This window comes from Methylomonas sp. Uni0011, assembly GCF_056850255.1.
Genome location: NZ_JBVVNO010000027.1, coordinates 12,060 through 26,605, shown reverse-complemented (window position 1 = coordinate 26,605; position 14,546 = coordinate 12,060). Strand labels below are relative to the sequence as shown.

Here is a 14,546-nt window from a genome sequence, read left to right as displayed (position 1 = left end):
CCTCGTTAGTTTCTTATTCGCAAAATACTCTACTCCACTTTTACCGTATTTTATCGACTTATCAACTAGCGGCTTTCTCCGCCGTCACTCGCGCCGCGCGGTCCCATTGGTTTTTGATGATCAGCGGCTGGACGATGGCGAAAACATCCGGCGACTTCAAGTCGCCGATCGGCATTTGTCCGATCGCCGGGAAGACATATCACTCGAAGCGGCACTGTTTCTTTTGCTGAGTAATATTTAGAACGGGGTGAGCGGGCGACGCCAGCCATTCTCGGGTGACATATTGAAGCTGATAATCAGCACAGGCCGGCATCGAGGCGCCTTTCCTGTTCTAACGCTCCCTGTTTGGGGGCTTTATGGGTTTTTCAAATTTTGTTGGAATCGCTGCCGTTGACCACAGGCGCGCGGGCTTGTCCGTTTTACGCCTGGCATCGGTTAAGCTGGTTGAGGGATAAACGCCAAGAGAAATAGTTTTTCGGCGGCCGTCGATGGAATAATCGAATCGCCACCATTTGGCGCCGTTGGTCTTAACCAGCAAATACAATCCAGAACCGTTGTTTAGGCGAAAGTCTTTGTCTACTGGTTTGGCATTGCGAGCAGAAATTTATTTAAGTATTTATTTTTCAAAACGAATCCATTATTTTTTAAAATAAGCAAACACTAAAAATGCAAGCTGTTACCAATTGCCTTATCCGGAAAAATACACCAGCAGCATTGCCCCTGCGTCAAAGCGTAGCCGTCACTATGGAATACCGGAAAAGAGCTGACGAAACCCGCTTTTCGCCTCGTCGGGCTATCCGGTTAACTGAATGATATTAAAAACACTGGGATGTATGCAAACTAAATGCAAATTCAGGCATAATTTAGATTTTGCAGGAAATTATAATTTTTACCATAAAAAATATAGAAGAATTTTTGAAAATGAGTAACAACTTTAAGAAAACAAAATTTAGACTAGAGAAACTACTAAATAACGATGAACACAAAGTGGTTGTATTAAAAGGAAAATGGGGGACTGGAAAAACAAAGCTCTGGAAAGACATTTCTGAAGAAAAAACAATTTCTAGTAAAAAACCAATATATGTTTCATTGTTCGGGGTGAAGACAATAAATGAACTTAAATTGCGACTTTTTAAAGATATTTGTCAAAGCGATATAGATATTGTTGATAAGGCAATGCTAACAGGTGGCGGAATTATAGATAAATTTTTAGGAAAATTCACAGGATATTCAACAGAAGAAGGAATTCTTTTATGGCTGCCAAATCTATTAAAATACAAGTTAATTGTAATAGACGACATTGAGCGAAAGCATAAATCGCTTGATATAGATGAGCTGCTTGGATTCTTAGATGAATACTCTCAAAATCACAAAAACAGATTTTTAATTCTTATAAATACTGACAAGCTATCAGATAGCACCATATGGTCTTCTCTACACGAGAAAATAATTGATGTCGAAATTACGCTAGAACCAACATCTTCAGAGTCTTTTGATATTGCCGCAAACAAGAGATCAGACGCCTACATTTCTGAGATCAAGAAATCTATTGAAGTGTTGAAAATTAATAATATAAGAGTTATTAATAAAATAATAAATACAGTTGTTTTGCTAAGAGATGAGGCTAATGCTGACGATGATATATTAACTAATTGGATACCGAGCACCGTATTGTTAACCGCATCTCATTATCGAGCCATCGAAAATCCTCCCCCGTTTGAATATATAAAATCATCAAGCTCTTGGCGGCACTTACTTCCAGACAAAGAAAACAAACGAACGGACAATGAGATTTATTGGGATGCGCTATTGTGGAATTTAGGAATTGTTAGTTCAGACAGATTCGAGGAAATGGTTTATGACTTCCTACAGAATGGAATGCTTGACATCGAAGGCATAAAATCTCAATTTGAAATATACAAAAAGCAAAAAAATAGTTCGGATGTAGATGCCCGGCTTAGAGATTTTTTCCAAAGTGTTTATTGGGATCCTGATAAAAGCCAGTCAGAATTGTTAGAATTAGCAAATAACCTGCTAACTGTGGTTAGCATGCTCAATTACGAAACAGTTACAGCTATAGTTGAAACTGTTGAGAATATTGGAGAAACGCAACTAGCAAATAAATTTATTGATGCTTGTTTGGATAGCATAGAAAATCAAGAAAATATTGATTTTTCAGGAAGCACGCAGTTTGGGAACAAAGTTCACAAAAAAATAACTGAGAAATTGGAGGAAATTGAGCTAAAAAAAACTCAACAACTAAGTCTTATAGAAGCATTAGAAAACATTGTTTCTAATGGTGGGTGGGGGAATAGAGAAATCGCAGCTTTCAGCAACTCTACAGTCGAACAGTATGAAGCCGCATTAAAGCAGCTTACAAAAGAAAAGCTACGTATATTCTTTAATAAGCATATTAAGTGGATAAATTCCGAAAATGACAACTGCTTTTCAGTTGGGGCCAAAAACTTTTTATCTGCTTGTCGTAATATTTATTCAAATGACCCGACAAGCAGGCTTTCCAGAATTATATACTGGCGTTTTGATGCCTCCAATTTAACTGAAAGACTTAAGTAATAACAAGACAATATAGTGCTCAATATTTTGTAGTAACTCAGCAACAACTTTCAAATAAAATTAAACTGTCCAAATTGCATGCAAAAGACTAGAGCAACCTCTCGTAATAATCTAAATGATGCAAAAACAGTGGCAGTTCTATATTGCCAGTGTCTGAACACAAGCGAATGTGAAGCTACCTTTTTAGTGTCACTTGGTTTTAAACATTGGCTAAATCCTCCCGTAAAATCTACGGCACAACTAGCAATTAATCTATTAAGAAGTTTGAGCAAGAAATAGAGAGAAGAGCTCATGTTGGAAAGCTCGAATACCGTACTTTATTTGACAACACTTAAATTTTTTCGTGTTACCGAAGGCCTGGTCTTGGTCGAATACGTCCAAGTCGTTGGCGCCGGCTTTGGCTTGCAGGGCGATGTTTTTTTCACGCTCCTGCTTTGCGAGTTGAATTGCAGCGTTGTTTAGCGCGGTGGCGGCTTGGCTGGCCGATTCCAAAGCCAAGGTTTCCCCCGGATTCAGAAAGCTGGCGGCCGGACGGTCGCTGCGCTGGCGGACATCGGGCAAGCCACCAAAACTATCGGCACTGGGTACTGTGAGGGCCATGTTTATTTCTCCAAAATTGCGAGCGACGTTCAGCGTCGCCAAAAGGGTGAATAACTGATATGGCTTTTTGAAATTCGGATAAAACCAAGCTTAATCAGTGGCTTATTGATTATAAGGCCGGTTTTAAAACTCGATTTTTGCCTTCGAGAATGGCGCGCATGCGCCGCAAGGCAATGGGCTGCCGGCCGTGTATCGTCTCGGCTCAGGCGCAGCGCCTGGCTGATCGTCGGATGCGAGAAACGGCTTTCTGCGCGGCAGGGTGAGAGGTGGTAAAAAATTGGTTTTTACGCGAAAAACCTTGTCAAGTCTTTTTTTGCGTAATTGAGATTTTATCGGTCGGCGCTGCCGCTTTCGGCCAAGGTGCCGCTTGGGCTACAATCATCCGAGAGGTGTTGATGGGGCTAGCTGTGTCATCCCTGTCCAATGCGCCGGTAATGTCTGTCCTGGTATCGGCGGCGCCTCTCTTCATTTTCCGTTTTGCAGTCGTCCGGCACCCAGGCTTTAATCAATTTTCCCGCGCCAGTTCTTCGCCAGTCTCAATCAAGCGGCTAGCAGTTTATACAGGGTCGGCCGGCTGATGCCATAGGCTTTGGCGACGGCGCTTTTCTCTTCGCCGGCTTCGATCCTCGCTCTTATCTCGGCAGCCTGCTCGGCGGACATTTTTGCCGGCGCGCCCAACTTCCGCCCGTGCGCCTTGGCCGCTTCGAAGGTGAGGTGCTCCTTTTAAAACTTGACCGAGACACCTTTTCCGGTGAACTGCTCAATAATGTTTTGCAGGTCTTTCAGATTGCGCGCTAGACGGTCTATCGAATGCACGTGTAACACGTCGCCTTCGCGTAAGTGGTTATTGATGATTGGCAAACCGGCTTCGAGGCGTTTTTGATTTTCGACGGTTTGCTGTTTGTCGACTTTGGCTTGCTTTCTGATCGCGCCGGGATTAATGCAGCTGGCGAGATTGCTTCTGGCTTCCTCCGCTTTTCGGCGGGCGTTTTCAAGAGTGACGTCAGGATAAACGCCAAAGCCTAAGGTGTTTTGTTTGCCTTCGAATCGGTAGTAGAACATCTATCGCTTGGCACCGTCTTTTTTGAACAGTAGCACCAACCGCCGCCATCACTGATTTTATAATCCTTTTCCTTTGATTTTGCTGCCCTATAGACTGTGTCTTTATTCAGATTTATCGCCATTCTGTTGTACCGGTGTTGTACTGGCCCACAGTTTTAGCGGCTAAATTTACCAGTACAACAAATTTTGGTGCATAAGGTGGGCTTTGGCTTGATTTCTTTGGACAATAAAAAACCCGCTAAGCCTTGAGGCTCGCGGGTTTTTAAATTTCTTTGGACTACCTTAGATAGGTAGGTGGTACCGAGGGTCGGAATCGAACCGACACTCCCGAAGGAACCGGATTTTGAATCCGGCGCGTCTACCAGTTTCACCACCCCGGCAAAGAAAGCGTCATTATACTGAAATATTCAGAAATGACAAATGTTTTTTTATCAAGCTTCTAATGTCACCGCCGCTCGGAGTTTCTTCATCGCGTTTTGCTCAAGCTGCCGAATCCGTTCTGCAGATACTTGATACCGATCGGCAAGCTCGTGCAATGTAGCTTTTTCTTCGACCAACCACCGGCTAGCCAGAATATCCCTGCTTCTTTCGTCCAGCCCCGCCATGGCATCCATCAGCAGCTCTTCCTTGCGACCTTCCCAGTCGCTGGCTTCGAGCATTAATGCCGGGTCGGCGCCGTGTTGTTCCAGGTAGGCAATCGGGGCCTGCACCTGATCTTCGCTATCGTCGCCAGTGGGCTCCAGCCCCACGTCGCGACCGTCCAGCCGCCGCTCCATCTCGTAGACGGTTTTGACGTCTACGTCCAGATTTTCGGCAATCGCTTCGGCATCTTCCCGCGTTAGATAGCTCAATTCCTTTTTGAATTTACGTAGATTGAAAAACAATTTACGTTGCGCTTTGGTTGTGGCGACTTTGACGATACGCCAGTTCCGGATCACATATTCGTGGATTTCGGCTTTGATCCAATGGACCGCGAACGACACCAGACGTACGCCCATGTCGGGGTCGAATCGTTTGACTGCCTTCATCAAGCCGATATTACCTTCCTGCACGATATCGGCCATCGGTAGACCATATCCGGAGTACCCGCGCGCCACGTGGGCGACAAACCGCAGGTTCGTCATCACCAATTCGCGCGCTGCTTCCAAATCACCACGATCGCGGTAACGTAAAGCCAGTTCCTGCTCCTGTTCGGCGCTGAGCTTGGGCATCTGCGCAATCAGGTTCAAGTATGAATCAAAAGTCCCAACCGACAAATTGATGGGTAAAGCCAAGCTGTTACTCATATCTTCCTCGATTTTTCTGAAAAATTAGACATGCCCGAATTCTAGCACTCGTTTAACAAGAGTGCTAATAATTTAACAATTTCTATATATATCAGTTGGATAAACCATTTTCCGGCTTCTATCGCGGTTTGCATTCGCCTTTACGGGCTCACGACAAACTCGTTAAAATGACTGGACGCTTAGCTTTTATCAGCGTTCTCGCAAAAAATCTAAAACCTCAACTCGCAACCGAACATGTCCGCCAACGATAACAGCACCGCCGCGCCTAATTTCATTCGCCATATTATTGCCGCCGACTTGGCCTCCAACAAAAACCAGGGCAAGGTTGCCACCCGCTTCCCGCCAGAGCCTAACGGCTATCTGCATATCGGCCATGCCAAATCGATCTGTCTGAATTTCACTCTGGCACTGGAAAACAAAGGCACCTGTAATTTGCGCTTCGACGACACCAATCCGGAAAAGGAAAGCGTCGAGTACATGGAGTCGATCGAGCGCGACGTCGCTTGGCTTGGATTCAAATATGCCGGCAAATTCCACGCCTCGGATTATTTTGAACAGCTCTACGACTACGCGGTGCAGCTGATTAAACAAGGCGACGCTTATGTCGACAGTTCCAGTTCAGAACAAATGCGCATGGACCGCGGCACCTTGACCCAACCGGGCAAAGAAAGCCCGGACCGCAACCGCAGCATCGATGACAACCTGGATTTATTCCAACGCATGCGCGCCGGCGAGTTCAACGACGGCCAATATGTGCTGCGCGCCAAAATCGATATGGCGTCACCGAATATCAACATGCGCGATCCGGTGATCTACCGCATCCGCCGGGTGCACCACCACCGCACCGGGGACGCATGGTGCATCTACCCGATGTACGACTACACCCATTGCTTGTCTGACATGCTGGAAGGTATCACCCACTCGATCTGTACTTTGGAATTCGAAGACCATCGACCTTTGTACGACTGGGTGTTGGATAAATTGAACACACCTTGCCATCCGCAACAAATCGAATTCGCCCGCCTGCAACTGGAATACACCATCGTCAGCAAGCGCAAACTGCTGCAACTGGTCACCGAGAAGCATGTTTCCGGCTGGGACGATCCGCGGATGCCGACCATTTCCGGCCTACGCCGCGCCGGTTTCACCCCGGAAGCGATTCGCGATTTCTGCGAACGGATCGGCGTGACCAAAAACGATTCCTGGATCGAGATGGGGGTGTTGGAAAACTGTATCCGCGAAGATTTGAACGAACGCGCACCACGAGCTATGGCGGTGTTGCGACCACTGAAAGTGACGCTCAGCAACTGGGAAGACGGCAAAACCGAAACCTACCAGATTGCCAACCATCCGCAAAAACCGGAAATGGGTAGCCGCGAAGTGCCGTTCGGCAAAGTCATATTGATCGAACAAGACGACTTCATGGAAAACCCGCCCAAAGACTTCAAACGCCTGGTGCCGGGCGGCGAAGTGCGCTTGCGCGGCTCTTATGTCATCAAATGCGATGAAGTGATCAAAGACGCTGCCGGCAGCGTTGTCGAACTCATTTGCAGCTACGACCCCGCAACCTTGGGCAAAAACCCGGAAGGCCGCAAAGTCAAAGGCGTCATCCATTGGGTATCCGAGGCGCATTCCATCCCGGCGGAATTGCGTTTATACGACCGCTTGTTCAGCAACCCCAACCCGGACACGTTGGACAATTTCCTGGACGGCATCAATCCCAACTCACTGGAAATTCTTAGCGACTGCCGCCTGGAAGCCAGCTTAGCCAAGCCGGCACCGGACACGCGCTACCAATTCGAACGCACCGGATATTTCTACCTGGACGACCTGGATAGCAAAGCCGGCAAATTGGTATTCAATCGTACCGTGACCTTACGCGACAGCTGGGGAAAATAAGGGCCTGCCGATGTCGGACCGATTGCAACCCTTGATGCAGCATCTGGCGCAATCGACCGGACAAAATCTGGCCGAAGCTCGCCTGACTAACGTCGGCGGCGGCGACATCAATTCCGCTTATCGGTTACAAAGCCAGGGTATCGACTGGTTTATCAAACTTAACCGAGCGGAATTGGCCGACATGTTTGCTGCCGAAGCCGTCGGCTTGACCGAATTGGCCGGTATCGGTGCTGTCCGCATCCCGAATGTGGTCTGCCATGGCCAGCATCAGCAATACGCCTACTTGGTTTTGGAATACATCGAACTGCGCTCCTTGTCAGCCGGTGCTGCCGCACTATTCGGCGAACAACTGGCCCGCATACACCTCCAACCGCAAGCCTACTTTGGCTGGACCATCGACAACACCATCGGCTCAACTCCTCAATACAACCCGAGGCATCATGACTGGATGGAATTTTGGCGCGACCAGCGCCTGGCCAAGCAATTGCAACTTGCCGCCGAAAACGGCCATCGCGGCACACTGCAAAAACAGGGGGAAAAACTTCAGGAACGGCTAAACAGCCTATTCGACAGCTATCGACCGCAACCATCCCTGTTGCATGGCGATTTATGGGGCGGCAACGCTGCCGCCGACAGCCAGGGGAAGCCGGTGATGTTCGATCCGGCCTGCTATTACGGCGACCGCGAAGCGGATATTGCCATGACCGAATTGTTCGGCGGTTTCGACCGAGAATTCTATTCGGCGTACCAAGCGTACTACCCTTTGGATCCAGGCTACAAAGTCCGCAAAACCTTGTACAACCTCTACCATATTCTCAACCACTTGAATTTGTTCGGCTCGGGCTATTTAAGTCAGGCTAACCGTATGCTAGAGCAACTGCTCTCGGAATTGAAATAATCTCAAACAAAAGTTACCGCGGCGGAACTGAAAGGGATGCTCGCCAAAGAAGTGCTCTTGATGCAAGAGTTATGAAACGCTATTCAAAGACCAATGTATGTCTTTGAGGCTTATCGTAATAAAATGCGGGAATTACAAAGGCCATTTATCCGGAAAAATAAATGGTGCCGAGGAGAGGACTTGAACCTCCACGGGGTTACCCCCACTAGCACCTGAAGCTAGCGCGTCTACCAATTTCACCACCTCGGCTGAGTCAAGTGAAGTCGCCATTGTATAGATCGCCAGCATAGATGTCAACTCTGATCTACCTAAATAACGAAGGCTGGCCCCGTCCAGCAAACGCCGGCCAAACCGTTCGCGTCAATCAAACCGCTTGGCGTTAGCCGGCAACTTATCGAAAAGCGGATGTTTGGCGACGCCATATTCGCTTGGGTAATACACCGCGGCCAGATGCAGACCATGGGGCGGCGCCGTCATTGCAGCTCTAGTACGGTCCTTGGCGACCAATAGCTCGGCAGTCCAATCCTCAGGCTGTTTACCGCTACCAATTTCGATCAATACGCCGGCGATATTGCGCACCATATGATGCAAAAAGGCATTGGCGCATAAATCGACCACCACTTTCTCGCCGTCGCGGTAGACGTCGATGAAATACATCAGTCGGTTCGGACTGACCGATTGGCAGCTTTGGGCGCGAAACGAGGAAAAATCGTGTTCGCCGAGCAAATGCTGCGCGGCTCGGTGCATACGCTGCTCGTCCAACGGCCAATAGCACCAGGTTGCCTGATTACGCAGCAGGGCCGATTTTGTCGGCCGGTTCAAAATCACATAGCGGTAAGCTCGGGCAATGGCGCTGTATCTGGCGTGAAAGTCGGCAACCGCCGGCTGCGCCCAGGTAATCCGGATATCGTCCGGCAAATGGCTGTTGCCACCCATCAACCAGCCGCGCAAATCGCGCTGCACCGGGCTATCGAAATGCACCACTTGTTCCAGCGCATGGACGCCGGCATCGGTGCGGCCAGCGCATAACACACTGATCGGCGCGCAGGCGATTTTGCTCAAGGCACGTTCCAGTTCGCCTTGCACGGTGCGCTTACTCTGCTGCCATTGCCAGCCGGCGTAAGCGCTGCCGTCGTATTCGATGCCTAAAACAATGCGATTCATACAGGTGGCACGCCGTGATCGGCAGGCATGCTTCGCAGTTTTAAGTTGCCCGTCATCTCTTGGATACCAGGCTCAGACATGAATAAATACCCGGCAACCGACCGGCACCGCAGCGAACAAGGCAATCACGTCGGCGTTGTTCATCCGCACGCAACCGTGCGACTCCGGTTGTCCGTTCATCAATTCGTCCGGCGTGCCATGGATATAGATATACCGCCAGCCACTATCGACCTCGCCGTAACGGTTCTTGCCCGGCTCCAAACCGCCCAACCACAGAATCCGGCTCAAAATCCAGTCGCGTTGCGGCTGTTGAATCGACAAGTCGGGACTGTAAATCTCGCCGGTCGGACGCCGGGCTTTGAACACGCTGTTAATCGGCAAACCGGCACCGATTTTGGCTCGAACCCGGTGCCAGCCGGTCGGCGTACAGTAACTGCCCTTTCTTTCGCCGGGACCGTTTTTTGCAGTCGATACCGGATAATCGGCAGCCACTTCGCCGGCTTGCAGCAAACGCAAGCGCTGTTCGGCGATCGACACATCGATCAAGCAAGCCGCCGACGCTTCCGTCATTTCACAAACAATGCAATCGATTCGACGTGGGCGGTCTGCGGGAACATGTCCATCACACCGGCTTTGACCAGTTTGTAGCCGAGTTCGTTGACCAGAATACCGGCGTCGCGGGCCAGCGTCGACGGATTACAGGACACATAAACGATCCGTTCCGGCTGCCAATGCTTGAAATTGTGCAAAACCTCCGACGCACCGGCCCTCGACGGGTCGAGCAGGACTTTATCGAATTTTTGCTTGCACCACGGCAGATCCTTGACGTCTTTGCTCAAATCGGCGACGTGAAACTCGACATTCTGCAGATTGTTGAGACGGGCATTTTCCCTGGCATGGTTGACCAACGGCAAATCGCCCTCCACGCCGACGACATGGCCGGTGCGGGTCGCTAATGGCAAGGTGAAATTGCCCAGGCCGCAAAACAAATCCAGCACCCGGTCGTCTTTGCCCAACTCCAAGGCCTCAATGGCGCGGCTCACCATCTTCCGGTTAATTTCATAGTTCACTTGAGTGAACATCGCCGGGCGGAAATTGAATTTGACGCCCTGCTCGGCCAAGGCATAACTCGGCACGACTTCGGCTTCCCCGTCCAGCGGCACGATGCTGTCCGGGCCTTTCGGTTGCAGACAAATCGTTACCCCCAACTTTTCGGCATATTCGCGCATGCGCTGCTTGTCTGCCAAATTAGGCGGTTCCAATACCCGCACCGCCAGCACGCAGTCGTTGTCGCCGATCGCGACTTCAATCTGCGGAATCTTGTCCTTGATCGACAGGCCGGCGATCATTTCGCCCAAGGCCAACAGATTTTCGCCGACGATAGGATGCATGACCTTGCAACTATCGATTTCCGCCAAAAACGGATTGCGCCGTTCACGAAAGCCGACCAACACCCTGCCCTTCTTCGCCACCCATTTCACGCCCATCCTGGCTTTACGCCGGTATCCCCAATGCGGCCCGGTCAACGCTTCCCAGATTTGCGGGATTTCCAGCTTACCGATCCGGCGGAACTGGTCGCGCAACAATTCTTCCTTGAAATGAATTTGCTCGGCGTCGTCGACATGCTGAAAACTGCAACCGCCGCAGCGGCCGAAATGCGGACAAGCCGGCTCCACCCGATGCGGGTTGCGGTCGTGCAATTCGACGACCTTGCCTTCAGCATAATCGCGGCGGCTGTCGGTGTAGACAAAATCCAGGGTTTCGCCGGGTAAGGCTTCGTCGATGAATACCACTTTGCCGTTGACGTGGCTGACGCCGCGGCCGTCGTGGGACAGTGATTCGATGGTTACGGTGACGGGTTCGAGCGGAAGTTTTTTCTTGTGGGCCATTATCAGTAGAAGTTAGGTCGGGGCCGCTCGGTAGAGCGCGACCCGACATGACAGGATGCGAAGACGGATAGTTTAAAAGAGGTGGTTCAGGTCGGAAATACGCCGGTCGACAAATAGCGGTCACCGCGGTCGCAGACGATGGTGACGATCAATCTGTTTTCGACTTGCTCGGCCAATTTCAACGCGGCAAACACGGCACCGCCGGAAGAGACCCCGGCAAAAATACCTTCCACCGCCGCCAGACTGCGCGTGGTGTTTTCGGCATCCAATTGCTCGACTTCGATGATCCGATCCACCCGGCTGGCGTCGTAGATTTTCGGCAGATACTCCTGCGGCCAGCGGCGGATGCCGGGTATCTTCGATTCGCCTGCCGGCTGCACGCCGACGATTTGAACATCCGGATTTTGCTGCTTCAGATACCTCGAAGTCCCCATAATCGTGCCGGTAGTCCCCATCGAGCTGACGAAATGGGTTACTTTGCCATCGGTGTCGCGCCAAATTTCCGGGCCGGTTCCTTCGTAATGCGCCCGCGGATTATCGGGATTGGCAAACTGGTCCAAAATCCGGCCTTCGCCGCGGGCTTCCATCGCCCGCGCCAAATCGATCGCGCCTTCCATGCTCTGTTTTGCCGGGGTCAAAATGATCTCGGCGCCATAGGCTTTCATCGACGCGATCCGTTCCGCGCTCATGTTGTCGGGCATGATCAAGGTCATTTTATAACCCTTGATCGCCGCGGCCATCGCCAATGCGATACCGGTATTGCCGCTGGTGGCTTCGATCAACCGGTCGCCCGGTTTGATCTCGCCGCGGGCTTCGGCGTGCTTGATCATGCTGACAGCCGGCCGGTCCTTGACCGAACCGGCCGGATTATTGCCTTCCAACTTCAATAAAACGGTGTTGCCGCCGGCCACCGGCAGACGTTGCAGGCGCACCAATGGCGTATTTCCGACAAAAGACTCAATGGTTGGGAAGTTCATCAATGGCATCCGATTTGCGTGATGGCGGCGATTATAGCAAGTTCGAGGCCTGAGGCGCCGCTGTAACCCAAGGCCGAAAAAATTCCTTTATAATCAATTCAACCCAATCCAACCCGCAGCAGACATGGAATCCATCGATTTGACGAGTCCCGAACTCTACCTGAACCGCGAACACAGCCTGCTGGAATTCAACGTTCGGGTGCTGGCGCAGGCATTGGACGAAAGACTCCCGCTGCTGGAGCGCTTGAATTATCTATGCATATCCTGTTCCAACCTCGACGAGTTCTACGAGGTGCGCGTCGCCAGCTTGTTACAGATGGCGGAAATGGACCCGAATCTGGTCAGCGCCGACGGCCTGACCATCAACGAACAGTTCGAGAAAATTTCGCAAAAAGCCCACGAGCTGGTCGCCGAACAATACCGGGTGCTGAACGAAATTCTGATCCCGAAGCTGGAAGGCGAAAACATCCGCTTCCTGCGCCGCGACCGTTGGTCGCCGTCGCAAAAAGCCTGGCTGGAAAGATACTTCAACGAGGAATTGCTGCCGATTCTGACGCCGGTCGGTTTGGATTCGGCCCACCCGTTTCCGCGCATCCTGAACAAGAGTTTGAACTTCATCATCTCGTTGACCGGAAAAGACGCGTTCGGCCGCAACAGCGGCCGCGCCGTGCTGCAGGCACCGCGGGCTCTGCCGCGCATCATCCAATTGCCGGTCAGCGAAACCGACAGCGGGCCGCACGATTTTGTGTTTCTGTCGTCGATCATCCACGCCTTTGTCAACGACCTGTTCAACGGCATGACGGTAAAAGGTTGTTACCAATTCCGGGTCACTCGAAACAGCGACTTTTTCGTCGACGACGACGCGATCGACGATTTGCTGCTCGCCGTGGAAGGCGAACTGGCGATGCGGAACTACGGCGACGAGGTTAGACTGGAAATCGACGCCAATTGCCCGGAAGAAACCACCCAATTCCTGTTGGCACGCTTCGACTTGACCCAAGATCGATTGTTTTTGGCCAACGGCCCGGTCAATTTGAGCCGGATGCAAGCCATCTACAACATGATCGAACGGCCCGATTTGAAGTTTCCGCCGTTCAAACCCAGCGTACCGTCGGCCTTCGGCCGCAACAAAGACTTCTTCGCCAGCATCCGCAAACAGGACATCCTGCTGCACCATCCCTACGAATCGTTTTCGCCGGTGGTCGATTTCATCAAGCAGGCCGCAGCCGATCCCGACGTGTTAGCCATCAAACAAACCTTGTACCGAACCGGTGTCGATTCGCCTATCGTCGCCGCGCTGATCAAAGCCGCCCGTGCCGGTAAGGAAGTCACGGTCGTGATCGAATTGCGGGCCAGGTTCGACGAAAAGGACAATATCGGCCTGGCCGCCAAATTACAGGAAGCCGCGGCGCACGTGGTATACGGCGTAGTCGGATATAAAACCCACGCCAAAATGTGCATGGTGCTGCGCAAGGAGGGCAACAGCTTACGCAATTACGTCCATCTCGGCACCGGCAACTACCATCCGCGCACGGCCAGACTATATACCGATTACGGCCTGTTCACCTGCGAGAAGGAACTGGCCGAGGACGTACGCCGGGTATTCATGCAATTGACCAGTCTGGGCAAGGTTAGCAAGCTGAATAAATTGCTGCAATCGCCGTTTACGCTGCATCCCGGCTTGCTGAAAATGGTGGAAAGAGAAATTGAACAGGCCAAGAAAGGTAAAACGGCCAAGATCATAATCAAGGTCAATGCCGTGGTCGAGGAGCACGCGATTCAAGCCCTTTATCGCGCCTCGCAGGCCGGAGTCGAGATCAAATTGATCGTGCGCGGCGTTTGCTGCCTGCGGCCGGGCGTGCCTGGGGTTTCAGACAATATCGAAGTCCGCTCCATCGTCGGCCGCTTCTTGGAACATACCCGGGTTTATGCCTTCTACAACGGCGGCGACTGGGCCGTCTACGCCTCCAGTGCCGACTTGATGAACCGCAATCTGTTCCGCCGGGTCGAAGTTTGCTTCCCGATTGCCGACAAAAAAATCGTCGAACGTGTACTCGGCGACCTGGACGGCTATTTGAAGGACAACACCCAGGCTTGGCTGCTCGGTCCCGACGGCCAATACCGGCAAGTACACGACGAACAACACCCGCTTTACCAAGTGCAAACCGAATTGTTGAAACACTTTTGCTCCTGAGGC

General features: G+C 51.1%; 14 protein-coding genes, 2 tRNA genes and 1 pseudogene. 5 read left to right on the top strand and 12 right to left on the bottom strand.

What is annotated here, in order from left to right; genetic code table 11:
* Nucleotides 1-61: 61 nt before the first annotated feature.
* Nucleotides 62-187, bottom strand: a pseudogene (locus tag AC0IM9_RS19370) (hypothetical protein); the annotation flags it as partial.
* Between the two features lie 144 nt (nt 188-331).
* Complete coding sequence (locus tag AC0IM9_RS19365) at nt 332-604, bottom strand: Arm DNA-binding domain-containing protein (RefSeq protein WP_482805123.1); 273 nt, start codon at nt 602-604, stop codon at nt 332-334.
* A 317-nt stretch (nt 605-921) separates the two neighbouring features.
* Here AC0IM9_RS19365 and AC0IM9_RS19360 point away from each other — a divergent pair, with 317 nt between their 5' ends.
* Nucleotides 922-2,574, top strand: a complete 1,653-nt coding sequence (locus AC0IM9_RS19360; protein ID WP_482805107.1) for a hypothetical protein — start codon at nt 922-924, stop codon at nt 2,572-2,574.
* A gap of 54 nt (nt 2,575-2,628) precedes the next feature.
* Entirely contained in the window at nt 2,629-2,853 is a 225-nt protein-coding gene (locus AC0IM9_RS19355; RefSeq protein WP_482805122.1) for an ogr/Delta-like zinc finger family protein, read from the top strand.
* Here AC0IM9_RS19355 and AC0IM9_RS19350 read toward each other — a convergent pair.
* The 5 genes from AC0IM9_RS19350 to rpoH all read right to left on the bottom strand — a co-directional run bounded on the left by AC0IM9_RS19350 (nt 2,830) and on the right by rpoH (nt 5,522).
* Nucleotides 2,830-3,216: a hypothetical protein gene (locus AC0IM9_RS19350; protein WP_482805106.1), complete on the bottom strand. Its 387-nt coding sequence runs from the start codon at nt 3,214-3,216 to the stop codon at nt 2,830-2,832. The genes AC0IM9_RS19355 and AC0IM9_RS19350 overlap by 24 nt on opposite strands.
* Before the next feature lie 498 nt (nt 3,217-3,714).
* Nucleotides 3,715-3,834: a helix-turn-helix domain-containing protein gene (locus tag AC0IM9_RS19345; protein ID WP_482805105.1), complete on the bottom strand. Its 120-nt coding sequence runs from the start codon at nt 3,832-3,834 to the stop codon at nt 3,715-3,717.
* Between the two features lie 63 nt (nt 3,835-3,897).
* Nucleotides 3,898-4,236 (bottom strand): Arm DNA-binding domain-containing protein, encoded by a 339-nt coding sequence (locus tag AC0IM9_RS19340; protein ID WP_482805104.1) that lies wholly within the window; start codon nt 4,234-4,236, stop codon nt 3,898-3,900.
* Between the two features lie 295 nt (nt 4,237-4,531).
* Nucleotides 4,532-4,616 (bottom strand) — tRNA-Leu (locus AC0IM9_RS19335).
* Nucleotides 4,617-4,667: 51 nt separating this feature from the next.
* Nucleotides 4,668-5,522 carry an RNA polymerase sigma factor RpoH gene (gene rpoH, locus AC0IM9_RS19330; RefSeq protein WP_140912955.1) on the bottom strand — a complete coding sequence of 285 codons (855 nt, stop codon included), beginning with the start codon at nt 5,520-5,522 and terminating at the stop codon, nt 4,668-4,670.
* A gap of 234 nt (nt 5,523-5,756) precedes the next feature.
* Between rpoH and AC0IM9_RS19325 the strand changes: the two genes are divergently transcribed.
* Both AC0IM9_RS19325 and AC0IM9_RS19320 read left to right on the top strand, forming a co-directional pair.
* On the top strand, nt 5,757-7,421 hold the full coding sequence (locus AC0IM9_RS19325; RefSeq protein WP_482805103.1) for a glutamine--tRNA ligase/YqeY domain fusion protein: 1,665 nt from the start codon (nt 5,757-5,759) through the stop codon (nt 7,419-7,421).
* Between the two features lie 10 nt (nt 7,422-7,431).
* Nucleotides 7,432-8,319 carry a fructosamine kinase family protein gene (locus tag AC0IM9_RS19320; RefSeq protein WP_482805102.1) on the top strand — a complete coding sequence of 296 codons (888 nt, stop codon included), beginning with the start codon at nt 7,432-7,434 and terminating at the stop codon, nt 8,317-8,319.
* A gap of 162 nt (nt 8,320-8,481) precedes the next feature.
* Here the strand turns inward: AC0IM9_RS19320 and AC0IM9_RS19315 are convergent.
* From AC0IM9_RS19315 to cysM, 5 genes are all read right to left on the bottom strand, one after another.
* A tRNA-Leu gene (locus AC0IM9_RS19315) sits at nt 8,482-8,568 on the bottom strand.
* A gap of 111 nt (nt 8,569-8,679) precedes the next feature.
* Entirely contained in the window at nt 8,680-9,483 is an 804-nt protein-coding gene (truA, locus tag AC0IM9_RS19310; RefSeq protein ID WP_482805101.1) for a tRNA pseudouridine(38-40) synthase TruA, read from the bottom strand.
* Nucleotides 9,484-9,555: 72 nt separating this feature from the next.
* Entirely contained in the window at nt 9,556-10,053 is a 498-nt protein-coding gene (locus AC0IM9_RS19305; RefSeq protein ID WP_445370669.1) for a L,D-transpeptidase family protein, read from the bottom strand.
* Nucleotides 10,050-11,372 (bottom strand): 23S rRNA (uracil(1939)-C(5))-methyltransferase RlmD, encoded by a 1,323-nt coding sequence (gene rlmD, locus AC0IM9_RS19300; RefSeq protein WP_482805100.1) that lies wholly within the window; start codon nt 11,370-11,372, stop codon nt 10,050-10,052. The genes AC0IM9_RS19305 and rlmD overlap by 4 nt, the downstream gene beginning before the upstream one ends.
* A gap of 86 nt (nt 11,373-11,458) precedes the next feature.
* Nucleotides 11,459-12,349 carry a cysteine synthase CysM gene (gene cysM / locus AC0IM9_RS19295; RefSeq protein ID WP_482805099.1) on the bottom strand — a complete coding sequence of 297 codons (891 nt, stop codon included), beginning with the start codon at nt 12,347-12,349 and terminating at the stop codon, nt 11,459-11,461.
* A gap of 124 nt (nt 12,350-12,473) precedes the next feature.
* Between cysM and ppk1 the strand changes: the two genes are divergently transcribed.
* Nucleotides 12,474-14,543, top strand: coding sequence for a polyphosphate kinase 1 (gene ppk1 / locus AC0IM9_RS19290; RefSeq protein WP_482805098.1), 2,070 nt, complete (start codon nt 12,474-12,476; stop codon nt 14,541-14,543).
* Nucleotides 14,544-14,546: the final 3 nt, after the last annotated feature.

Coding starts and splice junctions, on each gene's coding strand:
- AC0IM9_RS19360 (WP_482805107.1), top strand. CDS start 922: ATGAGTAACAACTTTAAGAAAACAAAATTTAGACTAGAGAAACTACTA.
- AC0IM9_RS19345 (WP_482805105.1), bottom strand. CDS start 3,834: ATGTCCGCCGAGCAGGCTGCCGAGATAAGAGCGAGGATCGAAGCCGGC.
- AC0IM9_RS19340 (WP_482805104.1), bottom strand. CDS start 4,236: ATGTTCTACTACCGATTCGAAGGCAAACAAAACACCTTAGGCTTTGGC.
- rpoH (WP_140912955.1), bottom strand. CDS start 5,522: ATGAGTAACAGCTTGGCTTTACCCATCAATTTGTCGGTTGGGACTTTT.
- AC0IM9_RS19325 (WP_482805103.1), top strand. CDS start 5,757: ATGTCCGCCAACGATAACAGCACCGCCGCGCCTAATTTCATTCGCCAT.
- AC0IM9_RS19320 (WP_482805102.1), top strand. CDS start 7,432: ATGTCGGACCGATTGCAACCCTTGATGCAGCATCTGGCGCAATCGACC.
- truA (WP_482805101.1), bottom strand. CDS start 9,483: ATGAATCGCATTGTTTTAGGCATCGAATACGACGGCAGCGCTTACGCC.
- AC0IM9_RS19305 (WP_445370669.1), bottom strand. CDS start 10,053: ATGACGGAAGCGTCGGCGGCTTGCTTGATCGATGTGTCGATCGCCGAA.
- rlmD (WP_482805100.1), bottom strand. CDS start 11,372: ATGGCCCACAAGAAAAAACTTCCGCTCGAACCCGTCACCGTAACCATC.
- cysM (WP_482805099.1), bottom strand. CDS start 12,349: ATGAACTTCCCAACCATTGAGTCTTTTGTCGGAAATACGCCATTGGTG.
- ppk1 (WP_482805098.1), top strand. CDS start 12,474: ATGGAATCCATCGATTTGACGAGTCCCGAACTCTACCTGAACCGCGAA.